The sequence below is a fragment of the Aeromonas sp. FL131 genome, assembly GCF_049860615.1.
GTDB classification, from domain to species: Bacteria; Pseudomonadota; Gammaproteobacteria; order Enterobacterales; family Aeromonadaceae; genus Aeromonas; species Aeromonas hydrophila.
In genome coordinates this window covers 2,574,540-2,600,425 of the sequence record NZ_CP187595.1, presented here as the reverse complement: position 1 = coordinate 2,600,425, position 25,886 = coordinate 2,574,540, and the positions used below count along the sequence as shown (strand labels likewise).

Here is a 25,886-nt window from a genome sequence, read left to right as displayed (position 1 = left end):
CCCGCGCTCCCACCTCCCTGTTTGAACTGCCGGCGGAAAAGTTGCGTATCCTAGCGGGACTCTTGAAAGGTTTCAAGCGGTTCTGAATGAAATTTGTACCACAACTGTGTGGTGACTCTGCGACAGGTTCACCCAGGAAGAGCATTCAGCGGGTCGGCTGATGCGCTGCGACAGTTGCGGCAGGAAATATTAAAGCAGGCAAAAAAATAGCCCAGTCGCGAGACTGGGCTATTTTCGGGGAAATTGGTCGGTGTGAGAGGATTCGAACCTCCGACCCTCTACACCCCATGCAGATGCGCTACCTGGCTGCGCTACACACCGACGAGGTCAGTTCGAGCTGACGTAGGGAAGTCTAATGATCTGAGCAAATGGGTGCAACTCCTTTTTTATCAGAGAGATGCTGACTGCTTCTTTATTGTGCAGGCAAGATGCGACTTGGGGCTGTGGCGCAGATTTGGCATAATCGCCGCCCCGTATTGCCGGGGATCCCGCCATCATGCTGCTTGGCGGCGTTACCCGGTTGCGGCCAATGCTCGGCAGGCAATCAAGCTGCAAGTGCATCGCCGGCAACCCGTCACAGAGAGGAACCAGGGTGTGAAACCATCAGACGTCACAGAATCAGTGAGCCAGTGCGAGCAGGATGAACGCTGGATGCGCCATGCCATGGCGTTGGCCGAAAGGGCGGAGGGGATCGGCGAGATCCCGGTCGGGGCCGTGCTGGTGCTGGGTGACGAGATCGTGGGGGAGGGCTGGAACCGCTCCATCAGCGAGCACGATGCCTGTGCCCATGCCGAAGTGATGGCGATCCGGGCCGCCGGCGTTCGGCTGCAGAACTACCGTCTGCTCGATACCACCCTCTATGTCACTCTGGAGCCCTGCTGCATGTGCGCCGGTGCCCTCATCCACAGCCGGGTCAAGCGGGTGGTCTATGGCGCCCGTGATCTCAAGACCGGCGCGGCGGGTTCGGTGTTCGAGATATTGCAGGACCCGCGCCATAACCACGGGGTCGAACTGACTGGCGGTGTGCTGGCCGATGCCTGCTCGGCCCAGTTGTCGGATTTCTTTCGGCGGCGGCGCGCCGAGAAAAAGGCCGTCAGATTGGCACTGCAACAAAGCGGCGGCCCCACTGACTGAGAACGGCGAAGTCGGCGAGGCCGCCTTCGCGCTTTATATTTTCCTTTATCTTCTTGTAAAACAGATGGTTGGCAATACTGTTTGCCAGCGAACTCTGGTCTGAACGCCCCTTCAAAATAACCTCTTCCCAGAGGGCCTTGATGTAACAAAACTGTCATGCAACCGCCATATAATGCCGCCAAGCCTAGCTCACATTGAGGTTTTGCATGTCATCGGAATCGATAAACTTAGGTATGACGGGCAGCAGAAAGCGCCGTATCAAGGATAAGTTGGCCAAGTACGGGGTCACCACGGGTGGTGCTCTGGTACTGGTTGCTCTGTTGCTCATTTTCTTCTATCTGCTCTATGTGGTGAAACCCATCTTCAATGGCGCCACGATGGAGCCGACCGCGTCATTTACCTTGCCCGTTGCGGGCAAGACCGCCTGGCTCGGGGTGGAAGAGCAGAACGAGATTGGCTATCGCTTCAGCGACAAAGGCCAGGTCAACTTTTTCGCCGTCCAGGGGGATGGCAAGGTCAAGGTGGGCCAGGTGCTGGGTCAGGCACAGGTGAAGGGTGACATCACCGCCGTCGCCCCGCCCGCGCCAGGCCAGAAGCTCATCGCCTATGGTTTTGCCGATGGCAAGGCCCAGGTGGTGCAGCCCTATTTCAAGGTCTCCTATCCCAACGATGTGCGGGTCATCGAGCCCAGCCTGCAGTCCCCCTTCGGCGAAGAGCCGGTCGTGGTGGACCCCCAGGGCAAGGCGCTGACGCTGATGGTGTTTGAAGCCACCAAGGACAAGATGGCCACCGCCGCCGTGACCGCTGATGGTCGTGGCGTGATGGCGGTGATGAGCGGCGAGGAGAACTTCCTCTCCGGTGACATCGAGTGGAGTGCCCAGAACTACAGCATCCCGTCCCTGCCGCGTCATGTGGATCAGATGCTGCTGACCCCCAACCTGCGCATTCTGTTCGTGCGCGAAGGCAACCGCCTCTCCGTCTACGACATTCACAACCTCAATGACATCTCCCTGCGCGATGTCATGGAGATCAATGCCCCCAATGCCAACGTGACCCGGGTCGAGCTGCTCTCCGGCGCCTCCTCCCTGCTGGTGGGCAACGACAATGGCGTCATCTCCCAGTGGTTCGAGGTGGCCCGGGATGGCAAGCGCCAGTTCACCCAGATCCGTGACTTCAAGGGCGATGGTGCCGTGGCGCAGCTGACCCCGGAACACTTTCGCAAGGGCTTCATCAGTGCCGACAAAGAGGGCACCGTCAGCTTCTTCCACGCCACCGGCGAGACCAAGCTGCTGAGCGAGAAGGTAGAGGGCGGCGCCCTGTCGGCCCTGGCCATCTCCCCCCGTCACAACGTGCTGCTGATGCAGCAGGGCGAAGCCTTCAAGCTGTTCGCGGTGGAGAACGAGCACCCCGAGGTGACCTGGTCGGCCCTCTGGCAACAGGTGTGGTATGAAGGCTATCCCGAGCCCCAGTACGTGTGGCAGTCCACCTCCGCCAGCAACGACTTTGAAGCCAAGCTGAGCCTGGTGCCGCTGGTGTTCGGTACCTTGAAAGCCTCCTTCTATGCCATGGTGTTTGCGGTGCCGCTCGGCGTCGCCGGTGCCATCTACACCGCCTACTTCATGTCGGCGGGGTTGCGCAAATACGTCAAGCCTACGGTGGAGATCATGGCGGCCCTGCCGACCGTTATCCTCGGCTTCCTGGCTGGTCTGTGGCTGGCACCCATCATCGAGGGGGCGCTGCCAGGGGTGGTACTGCTGCTGATCCTGCTGCCGATGGGAATGCTGCTGACCGCCTTGATCTGGAACTACCTGCCGGAGCGCGGCAAATCCTGGTTGCCGGAAGGGTGGCACGCCATCTTGCTGATCCCGGTGCTGCTGCTGATTGGCTGGGGCGCCTTCGCGGTGAGCCCGCTCATCGAGAACGCCTTCATGCACGGCGATTCGCGCATCTGGCTGACCCACGAGATGGGCATCAAGTTCGACCAGCGCAACTCGCTGGTGGTGGGCATCGCCATGGGCTTCGCGGTCATTCCGACCATCTTCTCCATCGCCGAAGACGCGGTCTTCTCGGTGCCCAAGCACCTCACCCAGGGCTCGCTGGCGCTGGGGGCGACCCCCTGGCAGACCCTGAGCCGGGTGGTGATCCTCACCGCGAGCCCGGGCATCTTCTCGGCGGTGATGATGGGCCTTGGCCGCGCGGTGGGCGAGACCATGATAGTGCTGATGGCCACCGGCAACACGCCCATCATGGACTTCTCCATGTTCCAGGGGTTACGTACCCTGGCGGCCAACATCGCGGTGGAGATGCCGGAATCGGAAGTGGGCAGCTCGCACTATCGGGTGCTGTTCCTCGCTGCCTTCGTGCTGTTCGTGTTCACCTTCTTGTTCAATACCCTGGCCGAGTTCATCCGTCAGCGGTTGCGTGAAAAATACAGCTCTCTGTGATGGGCTGCTCTGAAAGGACCGAGGAATCGACAATGGGTAAGTGGTTTAAATCGGGGGCCCCCTGGATCTGGATGACCGGCGGCGCCGTCAGCCTGAGTCTGGTAGCGGTACTGGGTCTGCTGCTGCTGATCGGCTGGCGTGGGCTGGTCTACTTCTGGCCCCATCCCATCTATGAGTGGCAACTGGAAGACGCCCAGGGCAACAAAAGCGTGCTGATTGGCGAGATCAACGACCGCGAGCTGGTGCCGGTAGAGCGGCTGCGGGCCGCCGGCCTGCCGCTGGCAGGGGAAGAGCGCGAGCTGCTGACCCGCTATCTGGTCAAGACCGGCAACCGCGAGTTCGTCGACCTGGACTTTCGCTGGGTACTGGAGACCGATATCAAGTCCCAGAGCCTGCCGACCGAGCTGGCCATGGTGGAGCGTGCCACCAACGGCAACTTCTACGGCTACATCGTCGGGGTGAAAGAGGATGGCAAGGCGCTGACCGAGAACCTGCATCCTGCCCTGCAGCGAGTACTGGCGCGGGCCAACGGCCTCTCCGAGCAGGCCGACGATCTGCAGAAAGGGGACATCGGCAGCATCAACTATCAGCTGGAGCGGCTGCGCCTCAAAGAGCGCAAGGCCGAGCTGGACGACAAGCTGACCGATCAGCTTAAAGCCGAGCTGGCGAGCGAACGTCAGGCCCTCAACGACCGTTATCAGGTGCTGGAAAAAGAGCTGTTCTCCCTGCGTGCCCAGGCGGACAGAGACAGCATCACGGTCAAGGACATGCGCGGCGAGCTGGTGACCATGCCCATGTCCAAGGTGCTGGACGTGGTGTGGCCCAACGACATGAGTCTGCCGGCCAAGGTGGGCTACTGGTTCCACCAGATCGGCAAGTTCGTCTCCGACGATCCGCGCGAGGCCAACACCGAGGGCGGGGTGTTCCCGGCCATCTTCGGCACCGTGTTCATGGTGTTCCTGATGGCGATCATCGTGACCCCGCTCGGCGTGGTGGCGGCGGTCTACCTGCATGAATACGCGGGCAAGAACAGCCTGACCAAGATCATTCGCATCGCGGTGATCAACCTGGCGGGTGTGCCCTCCATCGTGTACGGCGTGTTCGGGCTGGGCTTCTTCGTTTACACCCTCGGTGGTTCGCTGGACCAGCTGTTCTATCCGGAAGCGCTGCCGAGCCCGACCTTTGGCTCCCCTGGCGTCATCTGGTCGGCGCTGACCCTGGCGATCCTGACCCTGCCGGTGGTGATCGTCTCCACCGAAGAGGGGCTGGCCCGGATCCCGAGCACCATCCGCCAGGGCTCGCTGGCACTGGGGGCCACCCAGGCCGAGACCCTGTGGCGCATCGTGCTGCCGATGGCGAGCCCGGCCATCATGACCGGCCTCATCCTGGCGATTGCCCGTGCGGCCGGTGAAGTGGCGCCGCTGATGCTGGTGGGGGTGGTGAAACTGGCGCCGACCCTGCCGATGGACGGCAACTTCCCGTACCTGCACGTGGAGCGCAAGTTCATGCACCTGGGTTTCCACATCTATGACGTTGGCTTCCAGAGCCCCAACGTCGAGGCGGCGCGCCCGCTGGTCTACGCCACCTCCTTCCTGCTGGTGACGGTGATCGTCGGCCTCAACCTGACGGCCATCGGGATCCGCAACCACTTGCGCGAGAAATTCCGGTCGCTGGAACATTGATAGACCAGCACCACAGAGACGGGCAGGGAACAGGGTTCCCTGCCAGCCAAGCGTTCCGGCCGCGGGCAATGAGAGTGCCCGCCGCCACCGACAGATTTTGAGGTAACAGATGATCAACGTAACGACCGCATCCAGCCAGCACACCGCGACCGACCTGCTCAACCTGAGCCCGGAGCAGACCGCGCTGGAAGTGAAGGATCTCAACCTGTACTACGGCAACAAGCAGGCACTGTTCAACGTCAACATGAAAATCCCCAAGGGCCAGGTCACCGCCTTTATCGGCCCCTCCGGCTGCGGCAAGTCGACCCTGCTGCGCTGCATCAACCGGATGAATGACCTGGTGGAGATCTGCCGCATCGAGGGCGAAATCCAGCTGCACGGTCACAACATCTACGACAAGAGCGTGGATGTCTCCGCCCTGCGTCGTCAGGTGGGCATGGTGTTCCAGCGCCCCAACCCCTTCCCCAAGTCCATCTACGAGAACGTGGTCTATGGCCTGCGCCTGCAGGGCATCAATGATCGCCGTACCCTGGACGAGGCGGCCGAGCGCTCCCTGCGCGGCGCGGCCCTGTGGGACGAGGTGAAGGATCGCCTGCACGACAACGCCTTCGGCCTCTCCGGCGGCCAGCAGCAGCGACTGGTGATCGCCCGTGCCATCGCCATCGAGCCGGAAGTGCTGCTGCTCGATGAACCGACCTCGGCGCTCGACCCCATCTCCACCCTCACCATCGAGGAGCTGATCAACGAGCTCAAGAGCCAGTTCACCGTGGTGATCGTGACCCACAACATGCAGCAGGCGGCGCGGGTCTCTGATCAGACTGCCTTCATGTACATGGGGGAACTCATCGAGTACTCGGACACCAACACCATCTTCACCACCCCGGCCAAGAAGAAGACCGAAGACTACATCACCGGTCGTTACGGCTAAGGGATGTTGGCGATGGGGATGAGCAAGATGAGCATCAACAAACAGATTACCGGTCAGTTCAACGACTAAGGCGTGTTGGTGCAACAAGGGTTATTGAGATGAGCAAGATGGGCATCAACAAACAGATTACCGGTCAGTTTAACGACTAAGGCATACTCGGAGCATCAAGGATTATTTGTATGGACAATATGAACCTCAACAAACACATCTCCGGTCAGTTCAATGCCGAGCTCGAGAGCGTGCGCAACCAGGTGCTGGTGATGGGCGGGCTGGTGGAGCAGCAGCTGACCGACGCCATCGCGGCGATCCACGATCAGGATCTGGACGCGGCGCGCAAGATCGTCGCCAACGACCACAAGGTCAACGCCATGGAAGTGGCGATCGACGAGGAGTGCACCCGCATCATCGCCAAGCGCCAGCCCACCGCCTCCGACCTGCGGCTGGTGATGGCCATCATCAAGACCATCACCGATCTCGAGCGCATCGGCGATGTGGCGGACAAGATCGCCCGCATGCTGACCGACAACGCCAACAAGCCGCAGCCGCCGCTGGTGTCGCTGGAGAACATGGGGCGCCGCACCATCAAGATGCTGCACGACGTGCTGGACGCCTTCGCCCGCATGGATCTGGACGCGGCACTGGCGGTCTACAAGGAAGATGACAAGGTGGATCGGGAGTACGAGTCCATCATCCGCGAGCTGATGACCTACATGATGGAAGATCCGCGCACCATACCGCAGGTACTCAACGTGCTGTGGGCGGCGCGGGCCATCGAGCGGGTGGGGGATCGCTGCCAGCACATCTGCGAGTACATCGTCTATTACGTCAAGGGCAAGGACGTGCGCCACACCAAGGCGGACGATCTGGGCACCCTGCTGGGGAAAGGGTGAGTCTGAGATGAATAAAAAGGCGCTTTGAGCGCCTTTTTTGTTGCCTTTTCAGTCAGTGCAAGATATCGCCACCCGCTTGGCGCTTTTCTGCTAGAATATGCCCCCTGTGTGAGTCCCGGATTGACTCACGGTCCGGCCCCCCGGACCCAGTTTGCCGTCTTGTGCTAAGGCGGCTGTTGCAATAGGTTAATCATGAGTTTTGCCGATAGTTTATTTTTCCTGATGCTGCTGGTCGCCGGCAGCGTGTTCTTCTCTCTCTCCGAGATCTCCCTCGCCGCCTCCCGCAAGATCAAGTTGCAGGTGATGGCCGATGAGGGCAACCGCCATGCCGAAAAGGTACTGGCACTGCAGGCCCAGCCGGGCAACTTCTTTACCGTGGTGCAGATCGGGCTCAACACCGTCGCCATCCTGGGCGGTATCCTGGGCGAGTCTGCCCTGAACCCGGCCATCAAGGAGTTCATCTCCGAGTTCTATCAGGGGCCCTGGCTTGGCGAGATCAGCTCGGCAGCCTCCTTCGTGTTCGTCACCGGCATGTTCATCCTGATCGCCGATCTGATGCCCAAGCGCCTCGCCATGACCATGCCGGAGCGGATCGCCGTGGTGGTGGTGCGCCCCATGCTGCTGTGCGTCACCCTGCTGATGCCGCTGGTGTGGCTGTTCAACGGCATGGCCAACGGCCTGTTCCGCCTGCTGCGCATCTCCATGGTGCGCAACGACGAGATCACCTCCGACGACATCTATGCGGTGATGGATGCGGGCGCCGAAGCGGGCGTCATCCAGCGCGAGGAGCACCAGCTCATCGAGAACGTGTTCGAGCTGCAGTCCCTCGGCGTCACCTCCGCCATGACCGCGCGCGAGAGCCTCATCTACTTCACCCTGCAAGAGGGCGAGGAGAGCATCAAAGCCAAGATCGCCGAACACCCCCACAACAAGTTCCTGGTGTGTGACCACAACCTCGACAGCATCAAGGGCTTCGTCGATTCCAAGGAGCTGCTGATCCGGGTCATCAGCGGCCAGAGCATCGACCTCAACAGCGGCTCGCTGGTGCAAAACGTCATCATCATCCCCGACACCCTCAACCTCTACGAGGCGATGGAGTATTTCAAAAACCACAGGGGCGACTTTGCCGTGGTGATGAACGAGTACGCCCTGGTGGTGGGGATCGTCACCATGAACGATCTGATGAGCACCGTGATGGGCGAGTGGGCCACCCACGTGGTGGAAGAGCAGATCGTGCAGCGGGACGAGAATTCCTGGCTGGTGGACGGGGTGACCCCCATCTCCGACGTGATGCGCGCCTTCGACATCGAGGAGTTCCCGGAAAACCAGAATTATGAAACCATCGCCGGCTTCATCATGTACATGCTGCGCAAGATCCCCAAGCGAACCGACTCGGTCAAATACGCCGGTTACAAGTTCGAAGTGGTGGACATCGACAGCTACAAGATTGACCAGCTGCTGGTCACCCGGGTCGAGCCCACGCCGGCCGAGAAACCCGCTCAGGAATCGTAAAAGGAGCTAGTTAGCAATCATGAAGATGCAGTCTCATTCCCGTGCGCTGGCCTGTGTGGCGCTCGCCCTGGCACTCGGTGCCTGCAGCCAGAGCGCACCGCGCAAGTCCACCACAGTCGCCAAACCGGCAGCCCCCAAGGCGGCCGTGGTGGTGCCGCAGCAGGATCCCGATGCGGTGGTGCAAAGCGCCGTGGCGGAGCCGAGTCCGGTGTTCGACGAGGAGTATCACGGCCCGGATCAAGGATCGCTCGAGTCGGTGACCGCCCTGTTTGCCCGTGGCTACATCGAATCGGCCATGCGCGAGACCATGCTGGCGGCGGTGCACAGCGACTACCCGCTGCTGGGTATGCGGGACGTGCGCCTGACCGATCCGGTGGCCAAGTTCCTCACCTCCGCCCAGGCACGCACCACGGCCCACGACTATCTCTATGCCGGGGTGCAGCGCCGGTTGGGCCGCCCGCTCAGCCCCGCCCAGTGGGAGCAGATCTGGCAGGGGTATCCCCAGCAGGGTCGGGTGTCCGACTGGGTCAAGCAGACCAAGCGGGTACTGGCCGGGCGTTGAGCCGCCAGATCCTCTGTTGCCACAAGAGGCCACCTTCGGGTGGCCTCTTGTCGTTTCTCATCCTGGTGTTGAGCCTTCAACAGCTATACCTCCCTTCCTTTGCCGCTATCTCCCTGAGCTTGTTCAGATTTGTTCGTAGCACCCGATTGCCTCTTCCTCTACTTTGAGTCATGATGCAATGGCGCTCTAGCCATCTAGATGTTTCGATGGCTTTTTGGATCAACACAATAAATACCCGTCACGACGGGAACACGCAGAGAGACAGAGATGGATACAAAGGATTTGTGGGTACTGGATGGCGGCATGGGACGCGAGCTGGCACGGCGGGGCGCGCCGTTTCGCCAGCCGGAGTGGTCGGCGCTGGCCCTGATAGAGGCCCCCGAGACGGTACGCGAGGTGCATCAGGCCTACGTGGCGAGTGGGGCCCGGGTCATCACCACCAACAGCTATGCGCTGGTGCCGTTTCATATCGGTGACACGCGCTTTGTCGCCCAGGGGGAGGCACTTGCGGCGCTGGCCGGTCAGCTGGCCCGCGAGGTGGCAGACGAGCAGCCGGGTCGCGTGCAGGTGGCCGGCTCCTTGCCGCCGCTGTTTGGTTCCTACCGCGCCGACCTGTTCGATGCGGGCCGGGTGAGCGAGCTGGCGACTCCGCTTATCCGGGCGCTCTCCCCTCACGTGGATCTCTGGCTGGCGGAGACCATGAGCCTGATTGCCGAGCCGCTGGCCATCCGGGCCCTGCTGCCCAAGGATGGCAAGCCGTTCTGGGTCTCCTTCACCTTGGAAGACGAGGCGCCGGGTAGCGAGCCGACCCTGCGCTCCGGCGAGCGAGTGGCCGATGCGGTGACCGCGCTGGCATCGGCCGGGGTGGACGCCATCTTGTTCAACTGCTGTCAGCCCGAGGTGATCGAAGGGGCGCTCAAGGTGACCGGTACCGCGTTGCAGACGCTGGGCCGCAGCGACATCCGGCTCGGCGCCTATGCCAACGCCTTCCCGCCCCAGCCCAAGGAGGCGACCGCCAACGACGGGCTGGACGAGATCCGCACCGATCTGGGGCCGCTGGATTACCTTGGCTGGGCCGAGCGCTGGCGTGGGATTGGAGCCTCCCTGATCGGCGGTTGCTGCGGCATCGGCCCGGAACATATCCAGGCCCTGGCCAGCCGGCTGCGCTAAGGAGAGCCCATGAAAGAGAGCAAGATCGGGCTCTGGTCCCTCACCGCCCTGGTGTTCAGCTCCATGGTGGGGGCGGGGATCTTCAGCCTGCCGCAGAACATGGCCGAGGTGGCCGGCGCGCGCGCCGTGCTGATCGGCTGGGGCGTCACCGGGGTGGGTATCCTGGCGCTCGCCATGAGTTTTCTGTATCTGTCGCGATTAAGACCGGATCTCGATGGCGGCATCTACAGCTATGCCCGCGCCGGCTTTGGCGATCTGGTGGGTTTTTTCTCCGCCTGGGGCTATTGGCTCTGTGCCACCATCGGTGTGGTGGGCTATCTGGTGATCGCCTTCGCGGCGCTGGGCAGCTTCGTCGACACGCCGGAGCGGGTCTGGTTTGGCGAGGGCAATACCTTGGTGGCCTTCATCGGCGAGTCCTGCATCCTCTGGGCGGTGCACCTGCTGGTGGCGCGCGGCGTGCAGCAGGCGGCCCTGTTCAACCTGGTGGCGACCCTGGCCAAGAGCCTGCCGCTGCTGCTGTTCATCCTGTTCGCCTGCTACTGGTTCGACCCGGTCACCTTCGCGGCGGATCAGCAGGGCAGTACCCTGGCAACGCCGGTTGCCGAGCAGGTGCGCAACACCATGCTCATCACCCTCTGGGTCTTTACCGGTATCGAGGGGGCGGCGGTGCTGTCGGCCCGGGCCAGACACAAGCGGGACGTGGGCACGGCCACCGTACTCGGGGTGGTGCTGGCGCTGCTGCTCTATGTGCTCATCTCGGTGTTGGCGCTCGGGATCCTGAGCCGCCCCGAGCTCGCGGCCCTGCCCAACCCCTCCATGGCGGGGCTGATGGCCCAGATGACGGGCTCCTGGGGCAAGCTGTTCATCAGCGTCGGCCTTATCGTCTCGGTGCTCGCCTCCTACGTGAGCTGGACCCTGTTCTCGGCCGAGGTGCCGTTCAGCGCGGCGCGCCACGGCGCCTTCCCGGCCATCTTCCGGCGCCAGAACCGCAACGGCACCCCCATCGCATCGCTGTGGCTCACCAGCCTGACGGTGCAGGGCTGTCTGTTGCTGGTATGGCTGCTCGGCAAGGGTTACACCAACCTGCTGCTCATCTCCACCTCGATGATCCTGGTGCCCTACCTGTTGATCGGTCTGTTTCTGCTCAAGCTCTCCTTGCGTGGGGAGGGCAATGGCCTGATGCGGGCGGTAGCGCTGGTATCGAGCGGTTACGGCCTCTGGCTGCTCTACGCGGCAGGGGTGGAGTACCTGCTGCTCTCCTTGCTGCTGTACGGGCCGGGTCTGCTGCTGTTTCTCTATAGCCGCCGCCAGCTGGGGGCCGAACTGCGACTCAGCGGGCGAGAACGGCTGCTGGCCGGGGTGACGCTGCTGAGCCTGATCCCCGCCATCTGGTCTTTTGCCCACGTCTGACCGGGTGGTTACCCAATGCAAGAGAGCGCCCAGAGGCGCTCTCTTTTTGTCTGCGACGCGCACTTGTCTTAGCGGCGGCAAGGGCTTAGCGGCTGGCAGGACCGGCCGGCTTGCCAAACAGCACCGCGAGCTTTTGCCGCCAGGGCAGGCCGCGGGCCTCTTGCAGCATGTCGCGCCACTCGTGGAAGGTGAGGGTGAGCGGGTTGAAGCTGTGGATCGGCTTGGTGATGCCGAAGCGGCACGGCTCGGCGGGGTCCTCTTCCACGAAGGTGCCAAACAGCCTGTCCCAGATAATGAGCACGCCGGCGAAGTTGCGATCTATGTATTTGGCGTTGCTGGCGTGGTGCACCCTGTGGTGGGAGGGGGTGTTGAAAACCCACTCCAGCCTGCCGAGCTTGCCCACCACCTGGGTGTGGACGAAGAACTGAAAACCCAGGCTCAAGAGCACGGTGGCCACCACCGCCTCGGGCGGGAAGCCGATGAGGATCATCGGGATCCAGAACAGCCACATGCCGGAGACCGGGTACATCAGGCTCTGGCGAAAGGCGGTGGAGAGGTTGAGCCGCTCCGAGCTGTGGTGTACCACGTGGGAAGCCCACAACCAGCGCACGTGGTGACTGGCGAAGTGGAACAGCCAGTAGCAGAGATCCTGCAACAAAAAGAGCAGCAACAGGCTCCAGAGGTTGAGATCGATATCCAGCAGCCGCCAGCCCCAGAGGGCGTCGTAGAGGTAGGCGATGGCGATGGCCGTCAGCGCGTCGCCTCCCTGATGCATCAGCGCCAGGGTGGCGTTGGCGAAGAGATCCTTCCACTGGTAGCCGGCGGTGGGATAGGCGGCGCCATGTTTGCGCAGGTAGAGCATCTCCCAGCCGATGAAGGCCAGAAAGAGCGGCGAGAGGTAGAGCAGGATCAGTTGCACATCCATGTCGGGTATCCAGTCAGAGCAATTGCTCTCCAGCATAAAGGATGAATTTAATCTTTCATTAACAATTTTCACCCGATGGCCGTCGCCATCTGACGCTGGCGGCGGGAGTCTGCAAGTGCATGGCCATGAAAGGGCGTGGTGGCCCTCTGAGCCATGGCGCAGTGACTATGCTTGATGAGGTTTTCTACCTCTGGAGTGGCAGATGATGCGGCTGTGGTGTTGTTTGTTGATGGGAGTCTGCCTGCTGGCGCAGGCCAAGACCCGGGTCGAGATCCTGGCCGATGCCAATTATCCGCCCTACTCCTGGCAGGAGGGGGAGGAGGTGAAGGGGATCTATGCCGACATAGTGCGCAGCGTGACGGCCTCCATGGATGAGTACGAGGTGGTGCTCAAGGCCATGCCCTGGCGACGGGGTCTCAGCATGGTGGAACAGGGCAGCGCCTTCGCCATCTTTCCACCCTACTACCAGCCCGACAGCCGCCCCTGGATGTGGCCCTACTCCCAGCCCCTGCTCGACGAGGAGCTGGTGGTGATGTGCGGCGCCGGGGTGGCGGTCAATACCCCGCAGGCGCAGTTTCCGGCCGACTACTACGGGCTGCGCTTTGGCATGAATGCCGGTTTCACCATAGGTGGTGCCCCCTTCTGGCAGGCGGTCCAACAGCAGAAGATCGGGCTGGAGGAGGTGAAGAGCAACCGGGAGAACCTGCTCAAGATTGTACGCGGTCGGGTGGACTGTACCGTCAACGACCGCCTCTCCCTGCTCTATGAGCTGCTCAACATGATCAAGGGCAACCAGCTGGCGGTGGCCGACATGTCCCAGCTCAAGCAGGGGCCGGTGCTCAGCAAGGAGCAGGGGTTCCTCGGTTACAGCCGCAAGGGGGAATTCGACTTCAAGGAGGACTTTGCCGAGGAGTTCGACAAGCGGCTCTACGAGCTCAAGAAGCGGGACGGGATCCGAACCATAGTGGAGCGTTATCTGGGAAAGTCCCCGCGCTGAACTGATAAGGGAGCCAGTCAGATTCAGCCGATAAAGACAGGGTTTCGGCTAAGAAAGGAGAGGGACTGTGCGTCCCTCTGCTGTTTTTGGTGGGTCACCGGTGACGGCGGCGTGAAAGGCAGTACACAGGGGTCTCCGGCACAGATCCAGGTGACCATCACAGTCCTTGCACGCATCACCACCATCTGGCGACTGGTCTGTTTGATAAATCAATGTAACCTGTTGTTTTTATGTGATTAGTGAGGTGGTTATGCAGTGGGTGAAAAGAGGGGTTGTCATCGCTCTGGTGTGGAGTGGCAGTGTGTGGGCCGATCCTGCTCAGGAACTGGTCAACCTGCTCAACAGCGAGCAGCAGGCGGAGCAGCTGCAGGCCCAGATGCAGGCACAGATGATCCCGCTGATCATCCGGGGCGCCGGTGAACATGCACAGGAGTTGGCCCAGCACCGCGATGTACTGGAGGCCTGGGTGAACCGCTACCTCTCTTGGGGGGCCATGAGTACCGAAGTGGCCGCTATCTACCGCAAGCATTTCACCGAGGCTGAGCTCAAGCAACTGATCGCCTTTTATCAGAGCCCGGTCGGGAAGAAATCCCTGGATACCATGCCGGCCATCTTTCAGGAGAGTTCGCTGGTGGGCCAATCTCTGGCCGAGCGCAACATGCCGGCACTGCAAGCCATGCTGGATGAAGCAAAACGCAAAGCGACAAAATAGATATTGTCGGCAGGGCATCAACGAAAAGAGGGAGCCATGGGCTCCCTCTTCTGCTTATACCGCCGGCGCTATTACAGCACCTGGCTCAGGAACTGGCGCAGGCGCGGGGAGGGTGGATTGTCGAAAAAGTCCGTCGGCTTCTCGTCTACCAGCAGCTCGCCGCTCTCCATAAAGAGCACGCGATCTGCCACCTCACGGGCAAAGCCCATCTCGTGGGTGACCACCACCATGGTCATCCCCTCGCGGGCCAGCCCCTTCATCACGTCCAGCACCTCGCCCACCATCTCGGGGTCGAGCGCGCTGGTGGGCTCATCAAACAGCATGATGCGCGGCTGCATGGCGAGCGCCCGGGCGATGGCCACCCGCTGCTGCTGGCCGCCTGAGAGCTGGGAGGGGTAGCTCTCGGCCTTGGCCGACAGACCGACTTTGAGCAGCAGGGCCTTGGCTCTGTCCTCGGCATCGCGACGCGACAGCCCGCGTACCTTCTGCGGGGCGAGGCAGATGTTGTCCAGCACGTTCAGATGGGGGAAGAGGTTGAAAGACTGGAACACCATGCCCACCTCTTCCCGCAATTTGTTGACGTCCCCCGGCTCGGTCAGGCTGATGCCATCCACCACGATATTGCCGTCGTTGATGGTCTCCAGCTGGTTGAGGGTGCGCAGGAAGGTGGACTTGCCGGAGCCGCTGGGGCCGACGATCACCACCACTTCCCCCTCGGCGACCTGGGTGCTGACGTTCTTGAGGGCGTGCACCTCGGTGCCGTAGAACTTCTCTACTCCGCTGGCTTTGATAATGGGATCAGTTGCTGCGCGCATATTTCACCTCCAGACGACGCACCAGGAAGGAGAGAGTGCCAGTCAGCACCAGATAGAGCAGGGCCACGGTGAACCACACCTCGAACGGACTGAAGGTGGAGCTCACCACCTCGCGCCCCGCCTTGGTGAGATCGGTGATGGAGATGACAGAGACCAGCGAGGAGTCCTTGATAAGGTTGATGAACTGGCCCGCCAGCGGCGGCAGCACCCGCTTGAACGCCTGCGGTAGGATGACGTAGCGCATGGTCTGGGCCGAGGTCATGCCGAGGCTTCTGCCCGCTTCCATCTGCCCCTTGTGGATAGAGCTGATGCCGGCACGGACGATTTCCGCCACGTAGGCGCCGGTAAAGACTGCCAGTGCCGCCACCCCGGCGGTGAATCGGTCGAGGTTCAGCACGGTGCCGATGAAGAAGTAGACGATGAAGATCTGCACCAGCAGCGGGGTACCGCGGATGAGCTCCACGTAGGTAACCGCCAGGTTGCGCAGGGCGGGGTTGGGGGAGAGTCTGGCCAGACCGGCCAGGGTGCCGAGCAGGATGGCGAAGATGCCCGCCACCAGCGAGAGTTTGACCGTGACCCAGACGCCCCAGGCGATGGGGCCGGCAGTCCAGCTCAGCTGGGTGTCGAGGGTGTCGCCACGAAAGACGGTGTCCCCTTCCGCTACCTGGCCGCCGCTGATGGCGATGGCTTGGCGCTGGTTGGGATCGAGATCGTTTTGCAAAAACAGCTTGCCCTTGTCGGCCTCGGTGGTGCCGGCGACCACGGTACCGTCAAATTCGGCGTAGTTTTTCTGTTCCGCCTGATAGGCGATGTACTGGGGGATCCGCTCCCAGCGCCAGGTGTAATCCACCGATTGCACGGCCTTGTAGATGCCAAAGATGGCGGCCAGCACGATCAGCAGGAAGATCCCGTGCCAGAGCAGTTGATTGGGTTGTTTTTCCATCTGTCTTGTTGGGTTGTGCACTGTCGCAACCTCGTTGTAGTTATTGTGTGGGGATCTGCGTGAAGGGGCGGCGGGCCGCCCCTTGCGAGGTTACTTGAGCTGGTTCAGCCAGGCGGTGGATTCGAACCACTTCTGGTAGAGGCGGTCGTAGCTGCCGTCGCCCTTGATTTGGCGCAGGTAGTTGTTGAACCAGTTGAGGGTGTCCTGGTCGCCCTTGCGGATGGCCCAGGCCAGCGGTTCGAAGGTGAACGGCTTGTCGAGGTGTACCACGGCACCCTTGTTCTGGGTGGCGAAGATGGCGTTGTAGGGCAGGTCGTAGACGAAGGCATCGACCTTGCCGTTGATCACTTCCAGCTTGGCGTCATCCTGGGTTTCAAACTGCAGCAGAGTGGCTTTCGGGATCAGACGCTTGACCGCCTGCTCGCCAGTGGTACCGAGCTTGACCGCGATCTTGTACTTGGGATCGTTGAGGTCGGTGAAGGATTTGATCTCGCCGGCCTTGTCCTTGCGCAGGACGATGGTCTGCCCGACCACGATGTAGGGGTCGGCAAAGTTGACGCGCAGGTTGCGCTGGGGAGTGACGGTCATGCCGCCCATGATGACGTCGAACTTGTCGGTCAAGAGGGCCGGAATGATGCCATCCCAGGCAGTGTTGACGAACTCGACCTTCACGCCCATCTCCTTGGCGACCATCTTGGCCAGATCCACGTCAAAGCCGATGTATTGGCCCTGCTTGTTGGTCATTTCGAAGGGTTGATAGCCGGCGTCGAAACCGACCCGCAGCACGCCGCGCTCCAGCACGGCATCCAGGGTGGAAGTGGGCGCCGCGTTGGCCAGCCCGCACAGCAGCAGGGTAGAAAGAATGAGTTTTTTGATCATAAGTGACGTCTCTGTCAAAAGTGTGTTCGGCCTTGAACCTGATCCCGTGCGACTCCGTGGCACAAGAGACTGCTGCATCCGGCAACAGGGCAAGACAGGATTATTGTCTTGATTGAGGCAAAAGCCCCATATGAGATTCTATTTGCCGCGAGCTGAGTGAAAAATGTACCAAATTCCGATTGTGCCAGATGACTCAATAGGTTAGTGGCGCTTTTTCCCCGTGGCGACACTCATAAAATCACACGAAAACAACATATCTATCTAATGAGGCGGGTTCAAGCCAAAAATGTATTCAGCACATTTTGTTACAGGCCAGCCCGCCATCAGCAGTGTCAATTGTTGCTCACCTGGCCGCCAAGTGCCAAAAAACAGATTCGAATGAATTTAGTGTGTGCGATTGCCACCCACCAAATGATTTTTAATTGAGGATTTAGTCAGACACCGCTGGGTCTTGTTTTGCGCTTCCAATATACTCAGTTACCTTCGTTTAGTGGCACTGGTATGGACGCCTCAATACTGCTCAAGCTGGATGTATTCACCCTGATGATCATGGCGCTGGGTGGCTACAGCCTCGGCTTCATCACCCTCTCCATCATCTGGTCGACCCACAGGGAGATCCCCGGACTCGGATACTGGTGGTGGTCCAGTCTGTTCGCACTGGCGGCCCAGAGCCTCTTTACCCTGCAGGCCTTCATGCCGAGTCTGGCGGGGATCTGGCTGGCCAATCTGCTGATCACCGTCTGCATCGCCCTGATGCCGCTGGCGCTGCAGCGTTTCTTCGGCCAGCCCCTCAGCTGGCATGCCAGCGGCTGGTTCATGCTGAGCTATGTGCTGATCCTGAGCTGGAGCATTGCCTTCAACGATCAGATGGCCCCCCGGGTGCTGCTGGCCTGCCTGAGCTACATGGTGCTGGGGGCGGTGATCGTCTTTCTCATCTGGCGGCACGGCTATCCCGCCTATCTGCCCGCCGTACTGGTGTTCACCGTGGTCAACATCCTGCTCTATGGCTTCAATCTGCTGCGCATGGCCTTTCTGCTGCAGGGGGACGCCAGAGTCTTGATGGATCAGAGCGGTGTCAACGTGCTGCCCTTCCTCTCCATGCTGATGGGCAGCTACCTCTCCACCTTCGGGGTGTTGCTGCTCTGTACCCAGTACCGGGCACTGGCCCTGCGCCAGCAGGCGAGCCACGATCCGCTCACCGGCCTGCTCAACCGGCGCGGCTTCATGGAGCTGATGGCCCGGCGCCGGATGACCGAGTTCGGCGCCCTGGCGGTGCTGGATCTCGATGACTTCAAGCAGATCAACGATCGCCATGGTCATGAGATGGGGGACAAGGTGCTGGCAGCGGTGGGGGCCTATCTCGGCGCTCAGCATGAGCTGGTAGCCAGTCGCTTTGGCGGCGAGGAGTTCGTGTTGCTGTTGCCGCAGGAGGATGAAACGGCGCAGCAGCAGCGCTGCGAGCAGATCATCCGCTCTCTGGCGGCGCAGGACATGCACGGGATCGGCATCACCGTCAGCATGGGGCTGGTGCGCTGCCAGCACAGCTGGCACTTCGACACCCTGTTCAGCCAGGCGGATCGCGCCCTCTATCAGGCCAAGCGGGAGGGCAAGAACCGGGTCTGCCGGCTGGCACAAGCCTAGCCGGTCAATCGGCGTCGCGGGGGCGCGGCGCCTGCGCCTTGAGGAAGGGCAGCAGCAGCAGGGCGGAGACGCCGGCGGCCACCGAGATCACCACGAAGAAACCCTGCCAGTGCCAGATCTCCAGCACCCTCGCCAGCGGATAACCAGAGAGCGCCGCCCCCATGTAGGCAAACAGACCGACGAAGCCGGTGGCAGCCCCCGCCGAATTCTTGTGGGAGCACTCCGCCGCCGCCATGCCGATCAGCATCTGGGGGCCGAACACGAAGAAGCCGATGGTGAAGAAACAGGCCGCCTGCATCACATAGCTGAAGAAGGGCATCAGCCAGAGCGATCCCACCGCCAGCAATATGCCCACCGCGAAGATGAGGTTCATCGGCCCACGGTTGCCGTTGAACAGTTTGTCCGATCCCCAGCCCGCCACCAGGGCACCGATAAAGCCGCCCACCTCGAACATGGAGATGGCCGAGTTGGCACTCATCAGATTGAAGCCGCGCTGCTCGGTCATGTAGAGATTGCCCCAGTCATTGATGGCGGTGCGCACCACGTAGACCAGCACGTAGCAGCAGGCCAGCAGCCAGATATAGGGGTTGCCGAGCACGTATTTGCGCAGGATCTGGCGATGGGAGAGGCCGGCATCCTGAGTCTGCTGGGCCAGCTCCATGGCATCGTTTCGCCACTCGCCCACCGTGGGCAGTCCCATGGCGGCCGGGGTATCGCGTAGCCGCCAGCAGAGGAACAACCCCGCCAGGATGGCGATAAGGCCGGGCACTATCATGCCGTAGCGCCAGCCGTGCTGCAGGGCCAGGGTGCTGACGATGAGGGGAATGAGCGCGCCGCCCACGTTGTGGGCCGTGTTCCAGGCCGACCACCAGAAGCCGCGTTCGCTGCGCGAGTACCAGCTGGTGAGCAGCTTGGAGCAGGGGGGCCAGCCCCAGCCCTGGAAGAAGGCGTTGGCCACCCAGAGGGCGGCGAACAGCCACAGCGACGACGAGAGCCCGAACAGTATGTTGATGACCCCGGTCGCCATCAATCCCAGGCCCATGAAGTAGCGCGGGTTGGCGCGGTCGCTGATGATGCCGGAGAAGAACTTGGAGCAACCGTAGGTGATGTAGAACAGGGTCCACAGCATGCCGATGTCGGCCTTGTTCAGCATGCCGCTGGCCAGCATGTCCGGCATGGCGAAGTTGAAACTCTTGCGGGTGAAGTAGAACACCGCGTAACCCAGATACATGGTCAGCAGGATGTGCAGGCGCCAGTGGCGATAACAGGCGTCTATCTCGGCCTGATCGCGGATGAGGGGCTGGGGCGGTGCGCTTCTCATGAAACTGAGCATCAGGCGGTTCTCCCCTGCGGCTGGGTGTTACTCATGACTCTCCTCCCGTTTGCGGCCGGGCAGGGTCACGGTCAGCTGGGTACCGTGCACGCAAGAAAGCTGCAATGCGCCTCCCAGCGCCTGCACTCGCTCGCGGATGCCGAGCAGGCCGTAGCCCTGGGGCGTGCGGTGTTCCGGCAGGCCGCAGCCATCGTCTTCCAGCAGCAGCGTCAGTCGCTCGCCCTGGCGGTGGGCCCGGATGGTGACCGAGCTGGCATTGGCGTGTTTCACCACGTTGTTGAGCCCCTCCTGACAGACCCGAAACAGGGTGACCCGCTGGGCATCGGAGAGGCCGGCGTCCGCCAGCTGCCACTCGAGCCGAGTGACGATGCCGCGGCGCTCCAGCTCCAGCTCCCGCAGCAGGCCGCGTACCGCCTGCTCCAGGCTCATGTCGTCGAGCTGGCGGGGGCGCAGCCGGCCGAGCAGGCCGCGCACCGCGTCGTAGATGCCCAGCGACAGCGTCTCGATGAGGGCGCTGCTCTGGCCGACCCCGGCATTGTCCGGGGCGAGGCGGCGCACTATGCCGGCCTGGGTGCGGATGGCGGTGATGGTCTGGCCGATGTCGTCGTGCAGCTCGCGCGCCACCTCCTTGCGGATGCTCTCTTCGGTCTCCAGCAGCCGCTCGGTGAGCTGGCGATTGTGGGCGAGCTGGCGGGTCAGCGCCTGGTTGAGCTCGCGCTGGCGCTGGATGCCGGCGCCGAGCAGCAGGCCGGTGAGGCTCTGGGCCAGCAGAGAGAGCAGCAGGTCGAGCGGATGATCGTGCCAGGCCTGGCCGGCCATCAGTGCCACCGTGTTCATCAGGGTGGCGAGCAGGGCCCCCTGCCAGCCGTAGCGCCAGGCCATGGCCATGATGGGGATGGCCAGACAAAACGGGGTGAAGCGCACCAGCGAGTCTGGCAGGCCGAGTTGCAGCCAGAGGCTCAGCACGAACAGCAGCAGATACCAGACCAGATGGCGAAAACGCCAGTCCACCGGTTGATCCACCAGGGTTGGCCCGAGCGGTACCCAGGTGGCGCGGGTGAGGTAGTGCCAGATCAGCATGCAGGTGGAGGTCAGCGTCAGCCCGCCGGTGAGGGTGAGCAGCAGCGCGGTGAGGCCATCCTCGCCGGCCAGATGCCAGAGCAGGGATTGCAGCCCCGCCGCCACCGTGACGGTGGCCAGCAGCACCAGCAGCTGTTGCCAGTCGTTGCGCACCGGCTGGCGGCGGGCGATCAGCAGCGGCAGCAGGGTGAGCAGGCTGCCGGCCTGAATTAGCGGCCACAGCGGCAGCCCCACCTCCTGGTTGAGCCAGTAGAGCAGCAGGGATTCGCACAGCAGCAGCGGCGGCCAGTAGGAGAGCGGGCTTTGCAGCAGCAGCCCCAGACGCAGGCCGAAGGGGAACAGCAGAGCTGCCAGCATGGGTGAGCCCGCCAGGTGCAGGCCGATGCTCCACAGACAGAACCAGCCGGCGGCAAAGATGAAGCAGGCCGCCAGCGAGATGGCGACATAGCTGGCAAGACGGGGGATCACCAGCTGTCCAGCATGCGGTGGGCCAGCTCCACGTTGTTGCTGACCTTGAGTTTGTCCATCAGGTTGGCGCGGTGCACATGCACCGTCTTGGGGGAGAGACCGAGCTGCTCGGCGATGGCCTTCACCTCGAGGCCACGCGCCAGCAGCTGGGCCACCTCCCGCTCCCGGTTGGTGAGCGGATCCTGGCTGTTGCAGGCCAGCTTGTGGGCGATGTCCGGGGTGAGGTAGCAGCCGCCATGGGCGGCGGTGCGCACCGCGGCGATCAGCTCGTCCGGGCTGCAGCGCTTGGAGAGAAACCCCTTGGCGCCGGCCTGCAACGCCTGCTCGATCAACGCCGGGCTGTCGTGCACCGACAGCATCACCACGGCGAGGCCGGAAGGGAGGCGCTTGAGCAGATCCAGCCCGGACTGGTCCGGCATGGAGATGTCGCACACGCACAGCTGCACGCCGCTGCCGGGCAGGCCCGCCAGCGCCTCGGCGGCGGAGCCGAATTCGGCCACCACCCGCAGGTCGGGTTCGAGATTGAGCAGTTGGGCAAAGCCGGAGCGGACGATCTGGTGATCGTCGATGAGGGCAATCTTTATCATGATGTCAGCCTGAAATCTGCGGCCAGGGTGCTGGCGCGGCCAACAAGATACCTGCCACCTCGTCCGGGCTCAAGAGAAAGCAGGGCAGGTGAGCGGGATCGGCGGCGCTTCTGTGGCAAAGCTTGATCGGGATCAGGGGCGGGCACGTGCACAGGCCTGCGCCAGCGGCTTGGCACGTACCCGGGAGTATTAGCGATGCAGCTCGCCGGCACGCTCCGGCTGATAGACCACTTCCAGGATCTCCACCTCGATGGTGCGACCGGCCGGGCCGGGCCAGGCGATGCTGTCGCCTACCTTCAGGCCGAGCAGGGCGCTGCCGACCGGGGCCAGCACGGAGATCTTCGACTCGTCACCCTGCACGTCCTTGGGGTAGACCAGGGTCAGGCAGAACTCGTTGCCGCTGCTCGGCATCTTGAAGCGCACCGTGCTGTTCATGGTGACCACGTCCGGCGGCATGTCGGCCGGCTCGCGCATCTCGGCGCGATCCAGCTCCTCCTGCAGGGCCAGGTGCTGGGGATGGTTGCCGAGCAGTTGCTCGATGCGGTCGAGATCCAGGCTGGAGATCACGAGATGAGGTTGTTTCATAAGATATTCCTTATCAATGGGTTAAAGGACCAGGATGACGGGCAAGCTGGTCGAAAAAGAGTGTGCGATACGAAAAAACAGATCGGGAATGCGATGCCCCCGAACGACTCGCTGTCGGAGGCGAGGGCGGGGGCTCAACGGGGTGTGAGCTGGCTTGATAAAATAATGAGCGCTTTCATGGGGATACCATAACCATTCTGGACTGCTTTGGCAATTATCCTGACAAGCTTGTCAGGGGGCCTGGTAATCGTACTGCTTGATGATGCGCGCCAGGCTGCCATCGTCGTGCATGGTGTCGATGGCCTTGCGCCAGCGGGTCGCCTCGGCGGCCGGGAAACGGGGGCTGGCGGCCAGATAGAGCGAGGCCCGCTGCAGGGTGTCGCCACGCACTAGATCCGCCAGCGGCAGGCCGGCCTGCTGCTGGTTGTAGCGGGCGCTGTTCCAGGCCACCGCCCAGCCCTGGATGCGCCCCAGCGCCAGCTTGCTGGCGTTGTGGATCTCCTCGGCCACCAGCGCCTGCTTCACTTGCGGGTAGGGCTGCAGCAGGCTCTGGCCATAGGAACCGCGCATCACGCCGACGGTGAGGCCGGGCAGCTCTTTGCTGGTGATGGGGGCCGGGTGGTACTGGCGATGGCTGACCAGCACGAAGGCCTCGTCCAGCAGCGGTGCGATCCACAGGAACTGCGGCTCGCGCTGGGGGCTGCGCACCGGCGGCACCAGCAGCACGTTCTGGCGGTGACGAGTCTGGCTGAGGGCGCGTGCCAGCGGCATCAGCTCGATGGTCAGCGGCTCCTTCAGGCGGCGGGCCGCCTCCTCCAGCACCTCGATGGCCATGCCGCTCGGGGCGCCCTGATAGGAGCGAATGACATAGGGGGGGATCTCGGCGGCGATCACCACCACGGCCTTAGCCTGGGTGGCGGGGAAGAGCAGGGCGCAAAGCAGCAAGAGCAGGGAAGTACGCATGGCAGGCCGGATCCGGGATGAGTACACAGAGTGTAACATCCCGTCAGCACAAATCAGCTCACCCCATTCGGGGCGTCCCGTCAGTCGAAGAAATCCCGCAGATCCAGGGTCTGGTAACCCTCCAACTGCTGCCAGGGCAGGCTCTTTGGCAGGGGCTTGAGAGTCACCTCCATCCGATAGCTGCGATAACCGTCGAGGCTCGCCGACTCCACCACCAGCGGCAACTGCCAGCGGTGCGACCAGAGGATGCGGGTGCGCTGGTTGCCCTCGCGTTTTTCATACCAGCGTGCCTGTTCGGGGGCCGCCTCGTCGAGGGGGGTCATCTCCTGCAACAGGGCCGGGTTGATGAGATGGCGGATCCGCGGCCAGTCGGGTTTGAAAGCCACCTGACCGTACTCCTCCTCCGGCACCTCCACCAGCTGGTTGTGCCAGCTGTCGGCGTAGCGCAGTTGCAGCATCCCCTGCTGGTCGCAGGTTACCCAGCGCGCCGCCATCTGGTGGGTAAAGTGCTTGTGGCCCGGGGTGGCATCGTGGGTGGCGTGATAGGCGCGGGCAAGCGGCAGCGGGATGAGCCGCTGGCTCCACACCTGATCGCCAACCCGCAGCCACTTCTCCTGCCACTGGCTCTCCTTGCTGATGCCGTCGCTGCTGGTGACCCTGTCCTGATAGCGGATGCGGGCGGCCAGATCGGGGACTTCATCGGCCAGGAGGGGAAAAGCGAGGCTGCTGGCGAGCAGCCACAATGGAAGTAACAGTCGCATCATGGGGGATCGCTCGAACGAGCAGGACCCGGCACCCTGCCGGGCCCTGTCGTTTACAGACCGAGCGCCTCCTTGAGCTTGCCGAACACCTTGGTGTTATCCAGCGTCCCCTTGAAGCGGCTGCTGCCGGCACCGTCGGCAAACAGCATCACATCGCCGCCGCCGTGGGTCTCGGAGCCAAGTTTGACCCCGGTTTCCTGCAGGTAGTCGTCCGCCATCACCTCATCGCTGGTGAGAGTGGGACGCACGTCGGGACGGTTGGGGCCGTTGCCGAACACCAGGGTGGTGAACGGCTTGCCATCCACGTCGTTCTGGGTCGAGCCATCGCCGTTTTTGACCAGATCCAGCACCTTGTTGCCCTTGGCCGAGTAGCCGTTGATGGTCATGGTGTGGTCATGGTCGGCGGTGACCACGATCAGGGTATCTTTCAAGTCCACCTTGCCGAGCGCGGTCTTGACCGCGTCGTCCAGCGCCACCGCATCGGTGAGCGAGCGCTTGGCATTGGTACCGTGCAGGGCGTGGTCGATCCGACCCCCTTCCACCATCAGGAAGTAGCCCTGGCTGTTCTGGCTGAGCAGATCGATCGCCTTGGCGGTCATCTCGGAGAGCGACGGCTGGGTATTGGCCGCCCCCTTGGCGACGCGGTCCAGCTCGTAGTCGAGGTGGGACTTGGCGCTGAACAGCCCAAGCACCTTGCCCGAGTTGACGCCAGCCAGATCATCTTTGGTGGTGACGTAGCGATAGCCCTGAGCGGTCAGCTCGGCGGTGAGATCCCGCCCGTCGGCGCGGCCGCCCTTGTTGCTGGTGCTGTTGTAGGGTGTCCAGTGGTTGGCGCCCCCCCCCATCAGCACGTCGACCCCGTCCCCCAGCGCCTGGTTGAAGCCGGCACCGCCCGGTACCGCCTGCGCGGCGATGGCGTAGGCGGCATCCCGGTGGCAGATGTGGGAGTAGGTGGCTGCCGGGGTGGCATGGGTCAGCTCGGTGGTGGTGACGGCCCCCACCGACTTGCCCGCCGCCTTGGCCAGCTCGAGAAGGGTGGGCACCGGCTTGCCGTTGTCGCTGGCGCAGTTGTTGACGCCCTTGTTGCCGTTGACATCCTTGCCGGGGGCGACGGCTTTGGTGTCGCTGCTCATGGCGATCACCTCGTTGTTCATCTTGACCCCGGTGGTGTAGGCCGCCATGGAGGGGGCCGAGTCGGTGGTCTGGGCATCGTTGGAGAAGGTCTTGATGCGGGCGCTGCGGGCCAGCTTCATCATCTCCAGATTGCCCTCTTCTCCCACCTTGTAGAGGCGGGTGGCGGTGAGCACGGTGGGGCCCATGCCGTCGCCGATGAACAGGATGACGTTCTTGGCATCGCTGGCCTGTGCCTGGGCCGCGCCGCCGAGGGCGGCCAGCAGGGCCGTGCTGACCAGGGTTTTATGCAGGTTCTGCTTCATGGATTGGTTGATGGCTATTTTCATGGGAA

General features: G+C 62.6%; 23 protein-coding genes and 1 tRNA gene. 12 read left to right on the top strand and 12 right to left on the bottom strand.

The window, feature by feature from the left end:
* Window positions 1-244 precede the first annotated feature (244 nt).
* Window positions 245-321, bottom strand: a tRNA-Pro gene (locus ACPW75_RS11960).
* A 273-nt stretch (window positions 322-594) separates the two neighbouring features.
* Between ACPW75_RS11960 and tadA the strand changes: the two genes are divergently transcribed.
* The 9 genes from tadA (at window position 595) to ACPW75_RS11915 (ending at window position 11,732) form a co-directional block, all read left to right on the top strand.
* Window positions 595-1,134 (top strand): tRNA adenosine(34) deaminase TadA, encoded by a 540-nt coding sequence (gene tadA / locus ACPW75_RS11955; RefSeq protein ID WP_323962722.1) that lies wholly within the window; start codon window positions 595-597, stop codon window positions 1,132-1,134.
* Window positions 1,135-1,340: 206 nt separating this feature from the next.
* Window positions 1,341-3,578, top strand: coding sequence for an ABC transporter permease subunit (locus ACPW75_RS11950; protein ID WP_425904466.1), 2,238 nt, complete (start codon window positions 1,341-1,343; stop codon window positions 3,576-3,578).
* Window positions 3,579-3,610: 32 nt separating this feature from the next.
* Window positions 3,611-5,260, top strand: a complete 1,650-nt coding sequence (pstA, locus tag ACPW75_RS11945) for a phosphate ABC transporter permease PstA (protein WP_029303969.1) — start codon at window positions 3,611-3,613, stop codon at window positions 5,258-5,260.
* Window positions 5,261-5,369: 109 nt separating this feature from the next.
* A complete protein-coding gene (gene pstB, locus ACPW75_RS11940) occupies window positions 5,370-6,188 on the top strand; it encodes a phosphate ABC transporter ATP-binding protein PstB (RefSeq protein ID WP_011706615.1) in 819 nt (272 codons plus the stop codon).
* Window positions 6,189-6,367: 179 nt separating this feature from the next.
* Window positions 6,368-7,078 (top strand): phosphate signaling complex protein PhoU, encoded by a 711-nt coding sequence (gene phoU / locus ACPW75_RS11935; protein ID WP_005334097.1) that lies wholly within the window; start codon window positions 6,368-6,370, stop codon window positions 7,076-7,078.
* A 192-nt stretch (window positions 7,079-7,270) separates the two neighbouring features.
* Window positions 7,271-8,590, top strand: a complete 1,320-nt coding sequence (locus ACPW75_RS11930) for a hemolysin family protein (RefSeq protein WP_011706614.1) — start codon at window positions 7,271-7,273, stop codon at window positions 8,588-8,590.
* A 19-nt stretch (window positions 8,591-8,609) separates the two neighbouring features.
* The gene (locus ACPW75_RS11925; RefSeq protein WP_167297472.1) at window positions 8,610-9,152 is read left to right on the top strand and encodes a hypothetical protein; all 543 of its coding nucleotides are present in this window, start codon (window positions 8,610-8,612) and stop codon (window positions 9,150-9,152) included.
* Between the two features lie 267 nt (window positions 9,153-9,419).
* A complete protein-coding gene (locus tag ACPW75_RS11920; protein WP_101148972.1) occupies window positions 9,420-10,322 on the top strand; it encodes a homocysteine S-methyltransferase family protein in 903 nt (300 codons plus the stop codon).
* Window positions 10,323-10,331: 9 nt separating this feature from the next.
* Window positions 10,332-11,732 (top strand): basic amino acid/polyamine antiporter, encoded by a 1,401-nt coding sequence (locus ACPW75_RS11915; protein ID WP_101148971.1) that lies wholly within the window; start codon window positions 10,332-10,334, stop codon window positions 11,730-11,732.
* A gap of 85 nt (window positions 11,733-11,817) precedes the next feature.
* On the opposite strand, the gene ACPW75_RS11910 is transcribed toward ACPW75_RS11915, so the two are convergent.
* Window positions 11,818-12,657: a sterol desaturase family protein gene (locus tag ACPW75_RS11910; protein WP_045527431.1), complete on the bottom strand. Its 840-nt coding sequence runs from the start codon at window positions 12,655-12,657 to the stop codon at window positions 11,818-11,820.
* Between the two features lie 229 nt (window positions 12,658-12,886).
* Between ACPW75_RS11910 and ACPW75_RS11905 the strand changes: the two genes are divergently transcribed.
* Both ACPW75_RS11905 and ACPW75_RS11900 read left to right on the top strand, forming a co-directional pair.
* Window positions 12,887-13,654, top strand: coding sequence for a substrate-binding periplasmic protein (locus ACPW75_RS11905; protein ID WP_101148970.1), 768 nt, complete (start codon window positions 12,887-12,889; stop codon window positions 13,652-13,654).
* A 250-nt stretch (window positions 13,655-13,904) separates the two neighbouring features.
* Window positions 13,905-14,366 carry a DUF2059 domain-containing protein gene (locus tag ACPW75_RS11900; protein WP_101148969.1) on the top strand — a complete coding sequence of 154 codons (462 nt, stop codon included), beginning with the start codon at window positions 13,905-13,907 and terminating at the stop codon, window positions 14,364-14,366.
* Between the two features lie 71 nt (window positions 14,367-14,437).
* Here ACPW75_RS11900 and ACPW75_RS11895 read toward each other — a convergent pair whose 3' ends face one another.
* The 3 genes from ACPW75_RS11895 to ACPW75_RS11885 form a co-directional block, all read right to left on the bottom strand.
* Complete coding sequence (locus ACPW75_RS11895) at window positions 14,438-15,181, bottom strand: amino acid ABC transporter ATP-binding protein (RefSeq protein WP_011706607.1); 744 nt, start codon at window positions 15,179-15,181, stop codon at window positions 14,438-14,440.
* A complete protein-coding gene (locus tag ACPW75_RS11890; RefSeq protein ID WP_041213497.1) occupies window positions 15,165-16,124 on the bottom strand; it encodes an amino acid ABC transporter permease in 960 nt (319 codons plus the stop codon). Before ACPW75_RS11890 ends, ACPW75_RS11895 begins: the two co-directional genes overlap by 17 nt.
* A gap of 90 nt (window positions 16,125-16,214) precedes the next feature.
* Complete coding sequence (locus tag ACPW75_RS11885; protein ID WP_016351298.1) at window positions 16,215-17,003, bottom strand: transporter substrate-binding domain-containing protein; 789 nt, start codon at window positions 17,001-17,003, stop codon at window positions 16,215-16,217.
* A 501-nt stretch (window positions 17,004-17,504) separates the two neighbouring features.
* Between ACPW75_RS11885 and ACPW75_RS11880 the strand changes: the two genes are divergently transcribed.
* A complete protein-coding gene (locus ACPW75_RS11880) occupies window positions 17,505-18,644 on the top strand; it encodes a GGDEF domain-containing protein (protein WP_101148968.1) in 1,140 nt (379 codons plus the stop codon).
* A 4-nt stretch (window positions 18,645-18,648) separates the two neighbouring features.
* Here the strand turns inward: ACPW75_RS11880 and ACPW75_RS11875 are convergent, their stop codons facing one another.
* The 7 genes from ACPW75_RS11875 to ACPW75_RS11845 all read right to left on the bottom strand — a co-directional run bounded on the left by ACPW75_RS11875 (window position 18,649) and on the right by ACPW75_RS11845 (window position 25,881).
* Window positions 18,649-19,977 carry an MFS transporter gene (locus tag ACPW75_RS11875; RefSeq protein ID WP_045527424.1) on the bottom strand — a complete coding sequence of 443 codons (1,329 nt, stop codon included), beginning with the start codon at window positions 19,975-19,977 and terminating at the stop codon, window positions 18,649-18,651.
* A 27-nt stretch (window positions 19,978-20,004) separates the two neighbouring features.
* Window positions 20,005-21,525: a signal transduction histidine-protein kinase/phosphatase UhpB gene (gene uhpB / locus ACPW75_RS11870; RefSeq protein ID WP_029303961.1), complete on the bottom strand. Its 1,521-nt coding sequence runs from the start codon at window positions 21,523-21,525 to the stop codon at window positions 20,005-20,007.
* Complete coding sequence (gene uhpA, locus ACPW75_RS11865; RefSeq protein ID WP_011706601.1) at window positions 21,522-22,112, bottom strand: transcriptional regulator UhpA; 591 nt, start codon at window positions 22,110-22,112, stop codon at window positions 21,522-21,524. The genes uhpB and uhpA overlap by 4 nt, the downstream gene beginning before the upstream one ends.
* A 189-nt stretch (window positions 22,113-22,301) precedes the next feature.
* Complete coding sequence (gene rnk / locus ACPW75_RS11860; RefSeq protein WP_011706600.1) at window positions 22,302-22,697, bottom strand: nucleoside diphosphate kinase regulator; 396 nt, start codon at window positions 22,695-22,697, stop codon at window positions 22,302-22,304.
* 231 nt (window positions 22,698-22,928) lie between these two features.
* Entirely contained in the window at window positions 22,929-23,699 is a 771-nt protein-coding gene (locus tag ACPW75_RS11855; protein WP_180807328.1) for a substrate-binding periplasmic protein, read from the bottom strand.
* A 41-nt stretch (window positions 23,700-23,740) separates the two neighbouring features.
* Window positions 23,741-24,424: a hypothetical protein gene (locus tag ACPW75_RS11850; RefSeq protein WP_101148966.1), complete on the bottom strand. Its 684-nt coding sequence runs from the start codon at window positions 24,422-24,424 to the stop codon at window positions 23,741-23,743.
* A gap of 50 nt (window positions 24,425-24,474) precedes the next feature.
* A complete protein-coding gene (locus ACPW75_RS11845) occupies window positions 24,475-25,881 on the bottom strand; it encodes an alkaline phosphatase (protein ID WP_425904465.1) in 1,407 nt (468 codons plus the stop codon).
* Between the last annotated feature and the right edge of the window lie 5 nt (window positions 25,882-25,886).